This window comes from Dietzia alimentaria 72, assembly GCF_000226215.1.
In the GTDB taxonomy this organism is placed as follows: domain Bacteria; phylum Actinomycetota; class Actinomycetes; order Mycobacteriales; family Mycobacteriaceae; genus Dietzia; species Dietzia alimentaria.
The window spans coordinates 299,811-315,710 of record NZ_AGFF01000023.1 but is presented as its reverse complement, the minus strand read 5'-3'; the positions used below and the strand labels follow the sequence as shown (position 1 = coordinate 315,710).

17 protein-coding genes and 4 tRNA genes are annotated in these 15,900 nt (G+C 65.3%); 13 read left to right on the top strand and 8 right to left on the bottom strand.

Going from position 1 to position 15,900, the window contains the following annotated elements; all coding sequences use genetic code 11:
• Positions 1-40: 40 nt before the first annotated feature.
• From ON04_RS10915 to thrS, 6 genes are read right to left on the bottom strand one after another with little or no spacing between them, the layout of a single operon-like run.
• On the bottom strand, positions 41-622 hold the full coding sequence (locus tag ON04_RS10915) for a LemA family protein (RefSeq protein WP_010541653.1): 582 nt from the start codon (positions 620-622) through the stop codon (positions 41-43).
• Positions 612-1,727, bottom strand: coding sequence for a glycosyltransferase family 4 protein (locus ON04_RS10910; RefSeq protein WP_029458266.1), 1,116 nt, complete (start codon positions 1,725-1,727; stop codon positions 612-614). The genes ON04_RS10915 and ON04_RS10910 overlap by 11 nt, the downstream gene beginning before the upstream one ends.
• Before the next feature lie 8 nt (positions 1,728-1,735).
• Positions 1,736-2,644: a phosphatidylinositol mannoside acyltransferase gene (locus tag ON04_RS10905; RefSeq protein WP_010541651.1), complete on the bottom strand. Its 909-nt coding sequence runs from the start codon at positions 2,642-2,644 to the stop codon at positions 1,736-1,738.
• The gene (gene pgsA, locus ON04_RS10900) at positions 2,641-3,285 is read right to left on the bottom strand and encodes a phosphatidylinositol phosphate synthase (RefSeq protein WP_010541650.1); all 645 of its coding nucleotides are present in this window, start codon (positions 3,283-3,285) and stop codon (positions 2,641-2,643) included. Before pgsA ends, ON04_RS10905 begins: the two co-directional genes overlap by 4 nt.
• Positions 3,286-3,300: 15 nt before the next feature.
• Positions 3,301-3,882, bottom strand: coding sequence for an ATP adenylyltransferase (locus ON04_RS10895; RefSeq protein ID WP_010541649.1), 582 nt, complete (start codon positions 3,880-3,882; stop codon positions 3,301-3,303).
• Positions 3,879-5,963: a threonine--tRNA ligase gene (thrS, locus tag ON04_RS10890; protein ID WP_033444259.1), complete on the bottom strand. Its 2,085-nt coding sequence runs from the start codon at positions 5,961-5,963 to the stop codon at positions 3,879-3,881. The genes ON04_RS10895 and thrS overlap by 4 nt, the downstream gene beginning before the upstream one ends.
• Positions 5,964-6,120: 157 nt before the next feature.
• Between thrS and ON04_RS10885 the strand changes: the two genes are divergently transcribed.
• The 3 genes from ON04_RS10885 (at position 6,121) to ON04_RS16270 (ending at position 8,080) form a co-directional block, all read left to right on the top strand.
• Positions 6,121-6,660, top strand: a complete 540-nt coding sequence (locus ON04_RS10885; protein WP_010541647.1) for a DsbA family oxidoreductase — start codon at positions 6,121-6,123, stop codon at positions 6,658-6,660.
• 35 nt (positions 6,661-6,695) lie between these two features.
• Positions 6,696-7,882 (top strand): IS3 family transposase gene (locus tag ON04_RS10875; RefSeq protein ID WP_141564743.1). Its coding sequence is split into 2 segments (ribosomal slippage): positions 6,696-6,974 and positions 6,977-7,882, totalling 1,185 coding nucleotides; the frame shifts between segments, so codons are not numbered across the junction.
• Positions 7,883-7,912: 30 nt separating this feature from the next.
• A complete protein-coding gene (locus ON04_RS16270) occupies positions 7,913-8,080 on the top strand; it encodes a DsbA family protein (RefSeq protein WP_081477171.1) in 168 nt (55 codons plus the stop codon).
• Positions 8,081-8,147: 67 nt separating this feature from the next.
• On the opposite strand, the gene ON04_RS10870 is transcribed toward ON04_RS16270, so the two are convergent.
• A tRNA-Val gene (locus ON04_RS10870) sits at positions 8,148-8,219 on the bottom strand.
• A 259-nt stretch (positions 8,220-8,478) separates the two neighbouring features.
• Here ON04_RS10870 and ON04_RS10865 point away from each other — a divergent pair.
• From ON04_RS10865 to ON04_RS16740, 7 genes are all read left to right on the top strand, one after another.
• Positions 8,479-8,551, top strand: a tRNA-Gly gene (locus ON04_RS10865).
• A 47-nt stretch (positions 8,552-8,598) separates the two neighbouring features.
• Positions 8,599-8,672: transfer RNA gene (locus tag ON04_RS10860), tRNA-Cys, on the top strand.
• A 27-nt stretch (positions 8,673-8,699) separates the two neighbouring features.
• Positions 8,700-8,774: transfer RNA gene (locus ON04_RS10855), tRNA-Val, on the top strand.
• Between the two features lie 532 nt (positions 8,775-9,306).
• Positions 9,307-9,690, top strand: a complete 384-nt coding sequence (locus tag ON04_RS10850; protein WP_010539787.1) for a hypothetical protein — start codon at positions 9,307-9,309, stop codon at positions 9,688-9,690.
• A 53-nt stretch (positions 9,691-9,743) separates the two neighbouring features.
• Complete coding sequence (locus ON04_RS15775; RefSeq protein WP_010541643.1) at positions 9,744-10,544, top strand: DDE-type integrase/transposase/recombinase; 801 nt, start codon at positions 9,744-9,746, stop codon at positions 10,542-10,544.
• A gap of 28 nt (positions 10,545-10,572) precedes the next feature.
• Positions 10,573-10,740, top strand: coding sequence for a hypothetical protein (locus tag ON04_RS16745; RefSeq protein ID WP_158217838.1), 168 nt, complete (start codon positions 10,573-10,575; stop codon positions 10,738-10,740).
• Positions 10,741-10,913: 173 nt separating this feature from the next.
• Positions 10,914-11,309 carry a GNAT family N-acetyltransferase gene (locus tag ON04_RS16740; RefSeq protein ID WP_158217837.1) on the top strand — a complete coding sequence of 132 codons (396 nt, stop codon included), beginning with the start codon at positions 10,914-10,916 and terminating at the stop codon, positions 11,307-11,309.
• 28 nt (positions 11,310-11,337) lie between these two features.
• On the opposite strand, the gene zapE is transcribed toward ON04_RS16740, so the two are convergent.
• Entirely contained in the window at positions 11,338-12,354 is a 1,017-nt protein-coding gene (zapE, locus tag ON04_RS10835; protein WP_010541641.1) for a cell division protein ZapE, read from the bottom strand.
• Positions 12,355-12,405: 51 nt separating this feature from the next.
• Here zapE and ON04_RS10830 point away from each other — a divergent pair, with 51 nt between their 5' ends.
• The 3 genes from ON04_RS10830 (at position 12,406) to ON04_RS10820 (ending at position 15,898) form a co-directional block, all read left to right on the top strand.
• Positions 12,406-13,152 carry a dihydrofolate reductase family protein gene (locus tag ON04_RS10830; RefSeq protein WP_010541640.1) on the top strand — a complete coding sequence of 249 codons (747 nt, stop codon included), beginning with the start codon at positions 12,406-12,408 and terminating at the stop codon, positions 13,150-13,152.
• Positions 13,149-14,648 (top strand): alpha/beta hydrolase, encoded by a 1,500-nt coding sequence (locus ON04_RS10825; RefSeq protein ID WP_010541639.1) that lies wholly within the window; start codon positions 13,149-13,151, stop codon positions 14,646-14,648. The genes ON04_RS10830 and ON04_RS10825 overlap by 4 nt, the downstream gene beginning before the upstream one ends.
• Before the next feature lie 83 nt (positions 14,649-14,731).
• A complete protein-coding gene (locus ON04_RS10820) occupies positions 14,732-15,898 on the top strand; it encodes a glycosyltransferase family 87 protein (protein ID WP_010541638.1) in 1,167 nt (388 codons plus the stop codon).
• The last annotated feature ends 2 nt before the right edge of the window (positions 15,899-15,900 follow it).

The following is a 15,900-nucleotide window of genomic DNA, read 5'->3' as shown; positions in this document are numbered from 1 at the left end:
CTGACTTCGTCTCCCCAACCGCGGCCCTACCGAGGGATGGTCACCCATCAGGCGCAGGGGGATCGACGAGTTCGACGTAGTCCGGCATAGGTGCCCGTCCGGCCAGTCGCAGGGCTCTGACGATAATCTTCTCGCGCAGACCGCGGGTGTCGCGGACAGCGTCGTTGTAGAAGCGTCGCGCCATGGCCACACGGTCGGTCACGTCCTCGAACTCAGCTGCGAGGTCCGGCGGGAGCGCAGGAACATCGACCGTGGACAGCACCATCCCGAGAGCGTTCTCGGCGTGTTCGGCCTCTGGGGCGTGGGGTCGAGCGCGCCAGTCGCGGCGGTCGGGGTCTGGCGCGGGGTCGGTGCCGGCGATCGCGCCCGGGCGGTGGGTGCGTGCCGCCGCGACCGTCGTCGTGATCCGCTCGGCGGCACATGGGTCCCTGGTGGCGACGTCGCGCGCAATCGCCGTGGCGGCGGTGTGTCGGCGTTCGAGCGCCCCGGCGAGGGCGGTGCGTGCCTGGTCGGTGCGGATGTGGAGTCGGTCGAGGCGGTGGGCGGTGAGGTAGGCCACGAGAAGTGCGGCGACCACAGCGAGGGAGATGACGACGACGAGGACGAGCAGTTCAGCGGACACGTAACGTCTCCCCCGGACTTCGGATGGTCTCGTACACGCGGATGACTCTTTCCGCCACGACGGGCCAGTCGAACTCCCGCACCGCCTCGGTGCCCCGGGAACGCAGGTTGTCCCGGCGGGCCGGGTCGGTCAGGACCGCCGTGAGTGAAGCGGCGAGTGCATCTGGGTCACCGACCGCGGCGAGTTCGCCGCAGTCGCCGTCCCTCAGGACCCGGCGGAAGGCGTCGAGATCGGACGCCACCACAGCTGTCCCCGCCGCCATGGCCTCGACCAGGACGATTCCGAAACTCTCACCGCCGGTATTCGGGGCGCAGTAGACGTCCGCCGCAGCGAGGACCGCCGCCTTGCGTGCGTCGTCCACGCGGCCGAGGAACTCTACGTCCAGTTCGGCCGGGAGGCGTGCCCGGAGTGCGCGCTCATCGCCGTCTCCCATGATGCGCAGACGCAGATCCGGCACGTGGCGGAGCACCGAGGGCAGGGCCGCGGCAAGGACCTGCATCCCCTTGCGGGGTTCGTCGTAACGGCCGAGGAACGCGACGCTGGGTACGTCTGATTTCTCGGCCGAGGTGTCGACACCGGCGAAAGCGGACACGTCGACCCCGTTAGGGATCTCCACGGCGTCGGAGCCCAGGGCCTCCATCTGCCAGCGTCGCGCGAGGGTAGAGACGGCGATTCGTCCGCGGATCTTCTCGAGCACCGGGGCCAGCGCTCCGTCGAACGCGCCCAGCACGAGCGAGCCGGTCGTTGAGGTATGGAACGTTGCGGCAATCGGGCCTGAGGACATTGCCAGGGCGAACATCCCGACGCCGGGCGCGTTGGGCTCGTGGATGTGCAGCACGTCCAACGGCTTCTCCTTAAGCCATTGCCGCGTCGCCCGCCAGGTCGCCGGACCGAAGCTCAGTCGCGCGACGGAGCCGTTGTACGGGATCGGTACACCGGGACCGGTCAGAGTCATCCCGGGTATCGGCGCGTTCTCGGGTCGGCCGGGCGCGAGGATCCGGACGGTGTGCCCACGTCGCCGGAGTTCTTGCGACAGGTCCACGACATGGGCCTGCACCCCCCCGGGTGCATCGAAGGAGTACGGGCAGATCATGCCGATCCTCATAATAGAGATCAGCCCTCGATGCGTGCGCGACGCTCGGCGGGCAGGTCTTCCAGCCACAGCGGCTGCAGCATGTGCCAGTCGGCGGGGTGCCGGGCGATCCCCTCAGCGAAGAGGTCCGCCATCGACTGGACCGCGGGACCGACGCCTCCGGAGACATCGATGGGAGGGGTGATCCGCACTCGCATCGTGTCCTCGTCCGCATACCAGAACTGGGCGACCAGCAGTGGTGCTCCGGTTTCCACGGCGAGGCGCGCAGCCCCAGCGGGCATCCGGGTCTGCTCGCCGAAGAACGTCACCGGGATCCCGGTGTGCCGTAGGTCCCGCTCCCCCGGCAGACAGACGATTCCGTTACCCCCCAGGAACTCACGTAGGGAGTCCAGGGGCGGCGTGGGGCCGCCGGTGTGGGGATAGATCGTGAACCCGAGGCCTTCGCGGAAGTCGAGGAACCGTTGGTAGAGGGATTCGGGTTTGAGTCGCTCGGCGACGGTCGCGAAGCCCCCGTAGCGCCGGGCCAGCCAGGTCCCGCCAAGGTCCCAGTTCGCACAGTGAGGCAGCGCCACTACGACGCCGCGGCCTTGCTCGAGCGCGGCGTCGATGTGCTCGACCCCGGCGATGGTCCGGTCCATCTCGCGAGCCACCGCCTCCCTATCCATTGACGGCAACCGGAAGGCCTCACGCCAATAGCGGGCGTAGGAGCGGAAGGAATCCCGGATCAACTCATCCGGAACATCGGATGGCCGCACTCCCAGCACTCGCGCCAGATTCTTACGCAGTTGGGAGTCCGGCCCCTGTCTGCGGGCGGCGGCGTCGGCGCCCGCCTGGAACAGTGCGCGCGCCACGCTTTCCGGTAGTGCTTTCACCACCGCCCATCCCGCTGCGTAGCCGGCGTCGGAAAGCCGCTCACCGATCCCGCTCATCGTTCTCCCACCGTCGGAGTGTCGGCCTGCGCCACCCTGTCGAGGTAATCGGCACGCCCACCCCACACGCGCTGCAGCACCGTGATGAGACTGCCCACGGCGACCGCTGTGAGTGCTATTTCCAGCGCCCAGGGCACGCCCAGTCCCTCGAGCCCGGCGCCCAGCAGGATCAGCACCAGCCGGTCGGCCCGTTCCATCAGCCCACCGGGGGTCCGCAACCCACCGGCGTCCGCGCGGGCCTTGGAGTACGACACCACCTGCGAGAGCACGAGGCAGGACAAGGCCATGACCACCGCGAGACGGTTCTCGGGTTCGGTGTAGACGAGCCACCACACGAGCGACGACAGTATGACGCCGTCCGCCACCCGATCCGATACCGCGTCGACGAGTGCCCCGTAGGGCGATCCGCCGTCACCGGCACGGGCGACCGCACCATCGACGAGGTCCAACAGGGTGCACAGCGCGATCACGATCGCTCCCGCCACCAGGTGTCCGTTGCCGAAAAGCGCGATCGCCGCCGCGCAGGTGAGAATCAGCCCGGTGACGGTGATCCCGTTGGCGGTGACCCCCATCCGGACCAGGAGCGTCGCGAACGGGTGGGTCACCCTGTCGACCCCTGACCTTCCGTACTCGCTGAGCATTCGTCTCCCGCTCGTTCAGGTGTGGTCTGGTCCGGACGCTGTGGAGGACCACGCGTCGGAGAGAAGCTGCCGTGTCTGACGAAGGAGCTGGGGCAGCACCTTGGTTCCGCTGGTCACCGTAATGAAGTTCGCGTCACCGATCCAGCGCGGCACGACGTGCTGGTGCAGATGCTCGGAGAGCGACCCCCCGGCAGCACTACCCAAATTCAGACCCACATTGAACGAGTCCGGTCGGGAGACCGATTTGATGACCCGGATCAGGTGCTGCGTGTAGGCCATCAGTTCGTGGGATTCGTCGTCGTCGAGGTCCTCCAGGTCCGCTACCTTGCGGTACGGCACCACCATCGAGTGACCCGGGTTGTAGGGGAACAGATTGAGGACTACGTAGACGTGCTCGCCCCGGGCGACAACGAGTCCGTCCTCGTCGCTCATCCGGGGGATGTCGAGGAATGGCTCGCCTGTCATGCCCTCTGCGGGAGCGCTCCGGGTCTCGGTGATATAGGACATCCGGTAGGGGGCCCACAGCAACTGGAGGCCGTCCTCTCCCACGCCGAACTGACGGTATTCCTCGGTCGGTCCCGACGCGCCGGCCGTCACGCCCGATCCGCCGTGGGCACGTCATTGCGCCGCGAGTTGATCCAGTACTGGATCTTGTCCATCGCGGCGTTGCGGGAGACTCCGTTGAGCTGGGTGCCGTCGGGGAAACGGAAACTCACCGCCCCGGCTTCGACATCCCGATCACCGGCCAGGAGCATAAATGGCACCTTGCCCGTGGTGTGATTGCGGATCTTCTTCTGCATACGCTCGTCGGACGTGTCGAGCTCGGCTCGGATGCCCCGGCCTCGCAGCTCATCGATCACATCCTCGAGGTGCTTCTCGTGCCCCTCGGCCACCGGAATGCCCACGACCTGGACCGGCGCCAGCCATGCCGGGAACAGACCGGCGTAGTGCTCGAGCAATACCGCGAAGAACCGCTCAATCGATCCGAAGAGCGCTCGGTGGATCATCACGGGACGTTTCTTGGTGCCGTCTGCGGCGTTGTATGTGAGGTCAAACAGCTCGGGCAGGTTGAAGTCGAGCTGCACGGTGGACATCTGCCAAGTGCGACCGATCGCGTCCCGTGCCTGTACCGAGATCTTGGGGCCGTAGAACGCCGCCCCGCCCGGGTCCGGGACCAGCTCAAGACCGGAGTTGGTGGCCACACGCCGCAGGGTGTCTGTGGCCCGAGCCCACAGGGCGTCATCGCCCACGTACTTCTCAGGATCCTTGGTGGAGATCTCGAGATAGAAATCGTCCAGTCCGTAGTCGCGCAGCAACGAGATGATGAACGAGAGCACCGAGGCGATCTCGCCCTCCATCTGCTCCTCGGTGCAGTAGATGTGTGCATCGTCCTGCGTGAACCCGCGGGCGCGGGTCAGTCCGTGGATCACGCCCGACTTCTCGTAGCGGTAGACCGTACCGAACTCGAACATGCGCAGCGGAAGCTCACGGTAGGACCGTCCACGGGAGTCGAACACGAGGTTGTGCATCGGACAGTTCATGGGCTTGACGTAGTAGTCCTGGCCCGGCTTGGTCTCGTTGCCCTCCGCGTCGTACTCCGCGTCGACGATCATCGGGGGGAACATTCCCTCGGAGTACCAGCTCAGGTGCTGCGACTTGCGGAACAGATCGCCCTTGGTCATATGCGGTGTGTTGACGAGCGAGTACCCAGCCGAGAGGTGCCGCCTGAGCGAGTGCTGTTCCATCTCGTTGCGGATGATGCCGCCACGTGGATGGAATACCGGGAATCCGGAGCCGATCTCATCAGGGAAACTGAAAAGGTCCAGTTCCGTGCCCAGTCGACGATGGTCGCGCTTCTCCGCCTCGGCCAGACGGTCGAGGTAGGCGTCCATCGCCTCGGTGCTCTCCCAGGCAGTGCCGTAGATGCGCTGCAGTCCGGCGTTGCTCTGATCGCCGCGCCAGTACGCCGCCGACGACCGCGTGAGAGTGAACGCCGGGATGAACTTAGTTGTGGGCGTGTGCGGGCCGCGACACAGATCCGACCAGATCACCTCGCCGTTACGCGGGTTCAGGTTGTCGTAGGCGGTCAACGCGCCAGCGCCGACCTCCATGATCTCGGAGTCCGCGAGAGCCTCGGCGCCGCCGGTGTCCCCGGCGTCCGCGCGACCTTTGTCCTCGATCAGCTCGAGCTTGTACGGCTCGCCGGCGAGCTCGGTGCGTGCCTCGTCCAACGAGGCGTACTCGCGCCGCGAGAACCGCTGGCCGGACTTGATGATTTTCTTCATCCGCTTTTCGAGGTCCTTGAGGACCTCGGGTGTGAACGGCTCCGACACGTCGAAATCGTAGTAGAAACCGTTCTCGATCGGAGGGCCGATCCCGAGCTTGGCCTCCGGGAACTTGTCCTGCACGGCCTGTGCCAGCACGTGCGCGCAGGAGTGGCGGATAACCGAGCGGCCGTCCTCGGAGTCGGCGCGGACCAGTTCGACCTCGGTGTCTGCTTCCGGCGCCCAGGACAGGTCTCGCAGCCCGCCCTCGGGATCGCGCACGACGACCACGGTCTCGGGGCCACTCCTCGACTGCAGTTCACGCTCGGCAAGGATCTTCCCAGCCGGCTCCCCCGCCGGGATCACGGTGGTCACGGTGGGCGCACCCGTCAAGTCGACGTCGGCTTCCGGCATGCGGTTCTCGGACACGGGCGGCGATCTCCTCGGGAGTGGACGTCGGGTGACAGCGCGCCACCCAGGTTGGCATCCCGGAACGCGGACGGACCGGGGCCGGTCCATGCTACCTGGGCTGTCATGGAATTCCGGATCACCCTGCGTCGTTCCGGTAAGCATGCGCATTGATATCTGGTCGGACGTCATCTGTCCCTTCTGCTGGATCGGTAAGCGACACCTCGAGGCTGCGCTGGAGACTTTCCGCGCCGAGCATCCTGAAACGGACGTCGAGGTGGTCTGGCGCGCCTACGAACTCGACCCTTCGGCTCCTCGCGTCACAGGTGCAACCCATGGGGAGAACAGCGCCGAGATGCTCTCTCGGAAGTACGGGATATCCCTGGCCGAGGCCGAGACGGGTCAGGAGCAGATGGCGGCCAGGTTCCGCGAGTTCGGCCTCGAATTCAACTGGCGAGCAGCCATTATCTGTTCGACGTTCGACGCACACCGGTTGTCGGTGCTCGCCGCAGAACACTCCACGTCAGACGCGGTTGACGAAGCGCTCCGAAAGGCACATTTCTCGGAGGGTCTGGCAATCTCCGACCCCGACGTCCTGCGCCGGATCGGCGTTGATGCGGGACTGCCGGCAGATCGCATCGACGCACTACTCGCCGGTGAGGACTTCAGCGATGGGACTGCCCAGGCTTTGCTTGACACCTGACCTGTGAGGATTTCCTTGCTGGAAGGATGTTGACCATGCCCAAGCCCCATCCCCCCGAGTTCCGCGACGACGTCGTGGCCGTCGCCCGCAAGCGCGAGGCCCCGTTGAAGCAGATTGCGAAGGACTTCGGGATCTCCGAGGGCTGTCTATCGACCTGGTTGAAGAAGGCCGACGTCGAGGACGGAAACCGCCCTGGCGTCACCGATCAGCAGGCCGCTGAGCTTCGTGAGCTCAAGAAGCGCAACCGGCTGCTGGAGCAAGAGAACGAGGTCCTGCGCCGAGCAGCGGCATATCTGTCGCAGGCGAACCTGCCGGGAAAATAGTCTTCCCGCTCGTCCGTGAGATGGCCGCGACCGGCGCCCGCATCAGGGTGCCGGTCGCGGTGGCGTGCAGGGTGCTCAAACTCAGCAGACAGGCGTACTACCAGTGGCTCGCCGAGCCGTTCAGCCAGCGCGATTGGGATGACGCGCACGCGATCGACGCGCTGCGTGAGCTCCATGAGGACGACCCCACGTTGGGATACAGATTCCTGACCGACGAACTCGAAGACGTGGGCATCGCTGCCTCCGAGAATCGCGGCTGGCGACTCTGCTCGATGGCGGGCGTATTCGCGTCACACCACCGGCGACGAGCCAAGGCACGAAAGCCTGGCCCGCCGGTGCACGATGATCTACTCGCGTTCGTCGACCGACATGGACAGACGCGTCACGACTTCACCGCAACCAGGCCGGATGAGAAGTGGCTGACCGACATCGCTGAACATCGAACCGGTGAAGGAAAGCTGTACCTGTGCGCGGTCAAGGACTGCTACTCGAGGCGGATCGTGGGCTACTCGATCGACTCTCGAATGAAGTCCGCTCTCGCCGCCTCAGCGATCCGAAATGCGATCACCCAACGCGAGCCGGCCGGCACGATCTGCCACTCGGATCGAGGCAGCCAATTTCGTTCCAAGAAGGTCCAGCGGCTCCTGAAGAACAACGGCCTGAAAGGGTCGATGGGCCGCGTCGGGTCCTCGGGCGATAACGCTGCCATGGAGAGCTTCTTCTCGTTGCTGCAGAAGAACGTCCTGGACACCCGCCGCTGGGAGACCCGCGAAGATCTGCGCCTGGCGATCGTGACCTGGATCGAGACCAAGTACAACCGCCGACGTCGCCAACGACGCCTCGGCAAACTCAGCCCCGTCGCATTTGAGACAATCTACGCAGCCGCACACGCGGCCTGACAATCACTAACCCCGAGTGTCAACCAAACTCTGGGCAGTCCCGATCGTGTTCGTGATGACGTCGCGACCGCACAGAAAATCGGAGTGAAGGGCGTGCCGTTCTTTGTCTTTGACGGCCGCCTGGCCGTCAGTGGCGCACAGCCTCGCGACGTTTTCAGACAGGCCCTGGAGCAGACGTTGACGAGCCAGCGGAACTGAACCCATTCGTCGAAATTAAATGACCGAACCCCTCACGGAAATCCGGGAGGGGTTCGTGGGATCACTGTGGTCCTAACTGGGTTCGAACCAGTGACCTCTCCGGTGTGAACGGAGCGCTCTTCCGCTGAGCTATAGGACCTCCACATGCCGGGCTCGAGAGCCAGGCACCGGAACAATATAGCAAGCAGATGCCGGAGACCCAATTCGGGTCCCCGTGTTCCGTGCGCGACCATTTCGGCCGGCGCGAGGAGTGCACACGCAGGGTATCGGCGCGCAGGACAATTTCATTGTCCGCACAGGTGGCAAGCCATTTCGGTTGCTCGATTTGTGTTCGCACTCCGGGGTCGGCTAATGTTCTTTCTCGCAGCCCGGAGCGCGAGAGCACGCCGGGAAGCAGTGCGGATGTGGCGCAGCTGGTAGCGCATCACCTTGCCAAGGTGAGGGTCGCGGGTTCGAATCCCGTCATCCGCTCGGAGGGATCGAGGGGCCAGGAACCTCACCAGGCTCGATACCTTTGCGGTGGAGTGGCCGAGTGGTGAGGCAGCGGCCTGCAAAGCCGTCAACACGGGTTCGATTCCCGTCTCCACCTCCACTCCGAAGAAATTCGGACGGAGTGCCCGCGCGTTTAGCTCAGCGGGAGAGCGCTTCCCTGACACGGAAGAGGTCACTGGTTCGATCCCAGTATCGCGCACCATAACGGATGCCCCGGCCGATGGCCGGGGCATCACTCGTATTTAGGTAGCGCCGGTCTCGAAGTGATCCTGCGGTGGTCGGGCCAAGTTGACCGTTCACGGGTTCGCCGCCGTTGGGAGGCACAGTTGTCGATCGCGTCTGGCTACTTCCACCCGCCGAGGTCGTACAGGGGTTCAAGAAAACGAAGCGGTGCGACGGTATTGGCACCGTCCGGTGCCGGCGCGAAACCGGCGGTGATCGCCGTGGCACTCTGGTCCGTCGCGTGAATTGCGCATTAGCTGGCTCTAAGCAACTCGAAAAGCTGCGTGACATCCCGGTGAAACAGATCTTGTGGGGGTTGGGTTCGTTCTGAAGTTAGTATCCATCGAGGGGCAACTCGTTCGCTGCAGAGCGAGTTAATTGGCTCACATCCCCCGAATGAAAGGTGACTTTGTCCACACTCGTTGAGTGGAACTTGCGTTAGACCTCTAGTATTTCGGTCGTGCCCTGAGTGGCAGGATGGTTGTGAACCGGAGGTCAGGGAGGTGATGGCTATGAGTGTGACGGTCGAACCTCGGCAGTTCACGCCGGATCAGATCCGGGAGCACGTGTTGGCCTATACGCGGACCAAGCACGGGAGGAAAGCGGCGTACTTGGAGGTGCATGAGATCGGACGAGATCAGATGTACCGGTGGCGGGCGGCGTTCACCGACGGGGACCTCGACTCCGGCAAGATCCCGCGTCAGTCTGGTCGTATGACGCACAAGGATATCTCCGAGATCGAGCGACTCAAGCGACTGCTCGCCGAGCGTGATTCCCAGATCGACGAGCTCGAAGGTGAGATCGATCGGTCCCGGAAAGTGGCTGATGCGCTGGGAAAAGCTATCGACGTCATGCACTCACATGGCGTCGAACCCGACAAGGCGGAAAGCGACTGACCGACCAGCAGCAGGCCTGGTTCGACGAGCTCGTCGCCGCCGAAGGTCGACTGTTGGCCGAGCTCACCGGCGCTGGAACGACGCAGACGGCCGCGATGGCGTTGATCGGGTTGGCCAAGTCGGCGCTGCACTACCGGCGAAATCCCAGGCCGGGCGTGGCCGAGCCGATTGCGCACCGCGATCGGCGCCAGCCCACGGCTATCACTGACCAGGAGCGGGCGTGGATTATCGACCAGCTCAATGCCCATGACGGGGTGCCGGTCGAGCAGGTCTACTACCTGAGCCTGGACCAGGGTGAGGGCAGCTTCGTCAGCCTGGCCACGTTCCACCGCATCGCCCGGGTGATCGAGCGACCCTCGTGCCGTCGGCAACGCCGGGCCGGCACCCCAGATGCGGCTCGGCGACAGGCCCCGGACCTGCGGGCCACCGGCCCGGGGCAGGTGCTGTGCTGGGACATCACGGTCCTTCCTGGGCAGTACCGGGGACAGTCGTTCGCCTTGTACGCGGCGATCGACCTGTTCAGCCGCAAGGTGGTCGGCCACACCGTGCAGCCGCGTGAGGACCACATCGTGGCCGCGAAATGGATGGGCAAAGTGCTCGATTCCCTCGGCGGACGAACCAGGGTCGTGCACTCGGACAACGGCGCGGCGATGACCTCCAACAAGATGAAAGACCTGCTGGGAAAACGGGGCGTGACCCACTCACTTTCTCGGCCCGCGGTCAGTAACGACAATCCCCACATCGAGTCCTGGTTCTCCACCGTCAAGCCACGATGCAGCCAGCTGGTGCGACGAATTCATCGAGTACTACAACAGTGCCCACCGGCATTCCGGGGTCAACGGATACACCCCTGACCAGGTCTTCTCCGGAACCTGGCGCGAAGTGCACGCACGCCGTCAAGCCAGCGCCGACCAGGCCTACAACACCACGCCCATCCGATTCCGACGACCACCAACCGTGCCCGCCCCGCCCGAGCACACCCGCCTGGCCGTCACCGCACGCAAAGCACCCACCGCGACGAGCACAGTCGAACAACTACTCGCGGCTTGAACCAAACAAAAGTTGAAAAGAGGTTGACACCAAGCGTGCTCCTGACTTTTCGTCCAGCACGTCCCGACGAGGCAAATAAGCTCGCTGATCTCGCTTCGCGGACGTTTCCTCTCGCATGCCCGGAGGACCTCCCCCGCCAGGCAATAGACGAGTTCATCCGTACGAACCTGGGAGTGGATTCTTTCCGGCGTCATCTCGCGGACCCCACTCATGTCGTCATATGTGGATCAGATCCGCGCGGTCGGGTACGCGGTTACGCGCTGCTAGTCGACGGCACGGCGGCGGACGACGACTGCGCCCACCTGATCCGGGCTCGCCCCACCGCGGGAATCAGCAAGTTCTATCTGGATGTGGAACTCCACGGCTCGGGCAACGCATCGCGACTGTTGGAGACGATCGTGCAATCGGCGACCAGCAGGGGCGCAGCGAGCCTGTGGCTGGCGACGAACGTCAACAACACCCGGGCCCGCACCTTCTACGATCGCAACGGATTCGTGCGCCGAGGCACGAGGGTGTTTCTCGTCGGCGGCCGAGCGAACGACGACGTGGTGTACGAGCGGCCGCTGTGACGCTCTATCCGGACCGAGTTGCCGCCGCTCAGCCGCCGACGTCCTCGAAGCGAGACAATGCCAGAAGCCGCGAAGTTGCTCGGAGATACTTCTTCCGGTAACCGCCGGCGATCATCTCCTCGGTAAAAATGGCGTCCAGCTTCTCGCCCGAGTTCCGCACGGGGATGCCGGCGTCGTACAGCCGGTCTGCCAGCACCACCATCCGGAGAGCGATCGACTGATCAGGAAGCGGCCTGACTCCGGAGAGGCAAACGCGATTGACCCCGTCCACAAGTCGGTTGTACTTGGATGGGTGGAGTGTGGACAGGTGCGCGCACAGAGCGTCGAAGTCATCGAGCGTGGCGCCGTCCACGGATTCCGCATTGGACCGCAGCTCGTCGTCGTTCATCGGCTCCGGTGCCGGAGGAAGGTTTCGGTGACGGTAATCGGGGCCGTCCACACGAATCGACTCGAAGATCCCTGACATCTTGCGGATCTCGCGCATGAAGTCCTTGGCGGCGAAGCGCCCCTCCCCAAGCTGCTCCGGCAGTGTGTTGGACGTCGCGGCAACACTCACGCCCGCCGTCGTCAATTCGGCGAGTAACCGCGAGACCAACATCGTGTCGCCTGGATCGTCGAGCTCGAACTCGTCGATGCAGAGGACGGAGTGACCGGAGAGCTCCTCGACGGCGCGATTGAAGCCGAGTGCACCCACCACATGCGTCAATTCGACGAACGTCCCGAATGCTTTGGGCTCGGGACAACTGTGATAAATCGACGTGAGCAGGTGCGTTTTGCCCACACCGAACCCACCGTCGAGGTAGACCCCCGCCCCCTGGACGCTCTTCGGGCGTCGGGCGAACAGGCCCTTTTTGGGAGAGCGCCGCGCGGTGACGGACTGGGCGAATTCACGGCAGATCTTGACCGCGGCAGCCTGCGACGGTTGTGCCGGGTCCGGGATATACGAATCGAAACTCACGTCATCGAACATCGACGGGGGCACCATCTGGGCGACGAGTTGATCGGCGGGTACCACCGGGGTGACGTCAACGAGGCGAGAGACCATGGACAGAGCTTATCGTGGGGGCATTCGACGTCAGAATGGAAGGAGTCCGAGGTGCACCAGACGCGGCTCACCGTGCTTGACGACAACCCGGCGGCACTCGACATCCTGTGGGATTCACTCGCGCCGGAGCCTGGCCATCAGTCCCCGAGGATCCGTTCGGTCATGATCTCCTCGATTGACGGAACCACCACTGTCGACGGCCACAGTGGAGGTCTCGGCACTCCCACGGACGGGCTCGTCTACCACGCCATGCGGGCACGAGCCGACTTCGTTGTGGTGGGCTCGGGCACGGCGCTCGCTGAGGGGTACGGTGCAGCCCGTGTATCCGACACCTGGGCTGACCGGCGCTCCGGTCCCCCGCCGGTGGTGTTGATCCTCTCCCGCTCACTGCCGGACGCGTTGCTCGATCTCTGCGTGGGGGCGGGCGACGGACTCCGGGTCGTGGCAGCGCATGACACCGCCCCGGATCGCCTGGAGGCCGCGAGTCGTCGAGGCGTGACCGTCCACGTCCTGGGCCCGGGTCCGACGGGCGCCGCAGTCCGATCGCTGGTCACTGCACTCGGCGCCGCCGAGGTGGTACTTGAGGGCGGCCCCTCGGTGCTGGGGGAGTTCCTGGAGCAGGGAGAGGTCGACGAGCTCGTCCTCTCATTCGCGCCGGAACTCTTCATCAGCGGTGATGACACCCGACTGGTGAGCGGAATGAGACCCGTCCGGATCCCGATGCGGGTCGCAGCCGCTTTCACGTGCCCGCTCGGAGGGCTCTACACCCGCTGGGTAGTCGGGGACGAGGCTCGATGAACGGACTTCGGTCCGTGGTCGCCGGGCTCGCCGTGCTTGCCTTGGCGTTGACAGGCTGCGCGCCGCTGCCCGCGAGTGGCCCGACCCTCGCTACCGGCGATGGACCGCGCAGAGAGTCCGGCAATACGGAGGACCCGTCCCGACTCGAACGCCCGGTGTGGGTGGAGCCGAAGAAGGATCTGGACTGGCGCTCCTGTGCGTCGGGATCCCCCGGCGATCTCCCGCGCGGCACCACTATCGTCTGTGCGACGCTCGGCAGGACTCCCGTTCTGCGACTCACCTCAACCGACACCCCTACTGGGGCCGCTCCCCTTGTCGTCGTCGCGGGTCCTGAGACATCTCCCGACGTATTCGCGCGACGTCTCGCGGCCGCCGGCCCCGAGCTCACCGGCGCCCGGCCGGTCGTGATCGTGGACCACAAGGGCCGGACCGGCGCAGCCAACAGTTGTCTGACGTTCCCCGCCCGGCGCACGCTCGACGGACTCGCCGACCGCGGCACCGACCCCGGCTCCCCCGGACTACGCGGCGAATTAGCCGACACGGCTCAGTCCTGCACGGACCAACTGCAGGGCGAACAATTGGACTTCGGTGCTTCCGGGTCGGCCCAAGACCTCGAGCGTCTCCGCCATGCATGGGAAGTACCAGGGCTGGCCGTCATGGGCGTGGGGACCGGCGCGCGCACCGCGTTGTCCTACGCAAGCACGAATCCGGACCGCCTGTCACTGCTGATCCTTGACTCCCCCGCTCCCTCTGATGGGGATCAGGAAACCGCCGCTCGTGCCGCCCTCGACGGATCAGACGCCGCCCTCCGACTCTGGGCGGCCTCCTGCACCCGGCCCGAGTGCGGGCCCGGTGCGGCCGACCAGAGAGTCGATGCGATCTCCCGCGCCCTCGACCGGGCACGTAATCCTGGAGCCAGGCTCCCCGCCGCTCTGCTGTCCGACGTCGTACGCTCCGCACTGGCAGACCTGTCCGGTGCGTCCGCTGCGGATGCGTCGCCCGGCGACGTGATCCTCGGGGACCTCGTCGGAGCAGATGGCGACGCGATCCCCGGCTCCGTACGTGAGCGGGCAGAACAACTGTCCACCTCCTCGTTGCCGTACGTCGCCGGGTGTTCAGACCTGTCACGCAGGGTCCCGGTCAACCGCGTGGCCGAGCTCAGCGCGGAATGGACGAGCACCCCCCCGTTCGGGGAGATCCTCGCTGCTCAATTGTCTGCCTGCTCCACCTGGCCAGTGCCTGGCCCAACTTCCATCGAACTGCCTGGAACGGCACCAGTACTACTGGCCGGCGGGATCGCCGACCCTGTGGCCGGAGCAGCTGCGGTGGAGCCCACCGCCGGTCGACTCACCGCAGCGGGCGCCTCAGATGTCCGCCGGGTGACGTGGGGAGCCCCCGGTTCCCGGGTGGTCGTCCACTCCGCCTGCGCGCGCCAAGCAGTGGTGGCCTTCCTCGACGACCCCTCCACTGCAGAGGACTCCGCCTGCCCGTCCTGACGGGCCGGGGTGCCTAACCTGAACCCGGACGTGTGGGCGGTACCCTGCGATGCGTGCCGCTGCCGACTCGAAGCACGACCTCCGTGCCACGCCTTCTGAACCACATCTTGTGGCCGCTGGCGATCATGACCGTGATCCACCGCGTCCTCATCAAGGCCGTCAACGGATCGATCACCAACGACTTCGGCACGGTGTACACCGCCACCAGACACTTTCTGGCCGGCGAACCCGTCTACGGTGAGAGCCTGCTCACGGTCCAACCTCACTATCTTTATGCGCCCAGCGGCACGTTCGTGTTGGCGCCGTTCGGGATGATCGACAACTACACGATCGCGCGATGGCTCTTCATCATCATCAATGCCACAGCGATCGTCGGTGCACTGTGGCTGCTCATGCGACTGTTTGACCTGGACGTCCGGACCTACGCCGCACCCGCAATCCTGCTCGCCGCGTTCTGCACCGAGGCGGTGACCAATACCCTGGTCTTCACCAACGTTAATGGCGTTATTTTTCTGTGCCAGGTCGCGTTCCTCCACCTGCTGCACCGGCGGCGACTCTGGTGGGCGGGCGTGGCGATGGGCGCTTCCCTGGCTATAAAACCGATGCTCGCTCCGCTGCTGGTGCTCCCACTGATTCGTAGGCAATGGCAGCCGTTCGTGGCCGCGCTGTCTATCCCCGCCGTGACCATGGGCGCTGGCTGGGCACTGACGGTGGACGCACGCCGGTACGTCGACAGCACGCTCGCCTACATGGGCGAGGTACGCGATTACTACAACAGTTCGATCGCCGGGCTCGGTCTGTACTACGGCGTCCCTGAGCCGGTCATCCTGGTGGCACGCATCCTCGTGGTGATGGCCACCCTCGCTGCCGTCTGGCTGCTCATGGACTACCGCCACAACCACGAGGTTCTGTGGCTGGCCACTACGTCCGGCGTCATTCTGGCCGGCGTCTTCCTGGTTTCCACTCTGGGCCAGATGTACTACTCGATGATGCTGATCCCGCTCATGCTCACGGTGGTGCTGGACAAGTCGCTGGTCCGGAACTGGCCAGCCTGGCTCGCCGCCTACGCCTTTTTCACCCTGGACTTCTGGGAGTCCGTGCGGTGGCCGTATTACGGCCGTCTGCTCGAGTTCGCGCACCCCACCCTGGGATGGTTGCTCATCCTCGTCACCGTGCTCGTGGTGTTGCTGTGGCGGCGAACGGACCCCCGCCGCTACGAGCGGATCGCACCGACCGCCGCGTCGGCGTAGCC

Bases quoted from the DNA above. Each gene is read 5' to 3' on its own strand.
- ON04_RS10910 (WP_029458266.1), bottom strand. From the start codon at position 1,727: ATGAGGATCGGCATGATCTGCCCGTACTCCTTCGATGCACCCGGGGGG.
- ON04_RS10905 (WP_010541651.1), bottom strand. From the start codon at position 2,644: ATGAGCGGGATCGGTGAGCGGCTTTCCGACGCCGGCTACGCAGCGGGA.
- pgsA (WP_010541650.1), bottom strand. From the start codon at position 3,285: ATGCTCAGCGAGTACGGAAGGTCAGGGGTCGACAGGGTGACCCACCCG.
- thrS (WP_033444259.1), bottom strand. From the start codon at position 5,963: ATGCCGGAAGCCGACGTCGACTTGACGGGTGCGCCCACCGTGACCACC.
- ON04_RS10885 (WP_010541647.1), top strand. From the start codon at position 6,121: ATGCGCATTGATATCTGGTCGGACGTCATCTGTCCCTTCTGCTGGATC.
- ON04_RS10850 (WP_010539787.1), top strand. From the start codon at position 9,307: ATGAGTGTGACGGTCGAACCTCGGCAGTTCACGCCGGATCAGATCCGG.
- zapE (WP_010541641.1), bottom strand. From the start codon at position 12,354: ATGGTCTCTCGCCTCGTTGACGTCACCCCGGTGGTACCCGCCGATCAA.
- ON04_RS10825 (WP_010541639.1), top strand. From the start codon at position 13,149: ATGAACGGACTTCGGTCCGTGGTCGCCGGGCTCGCCGTGCTTGCCTTG.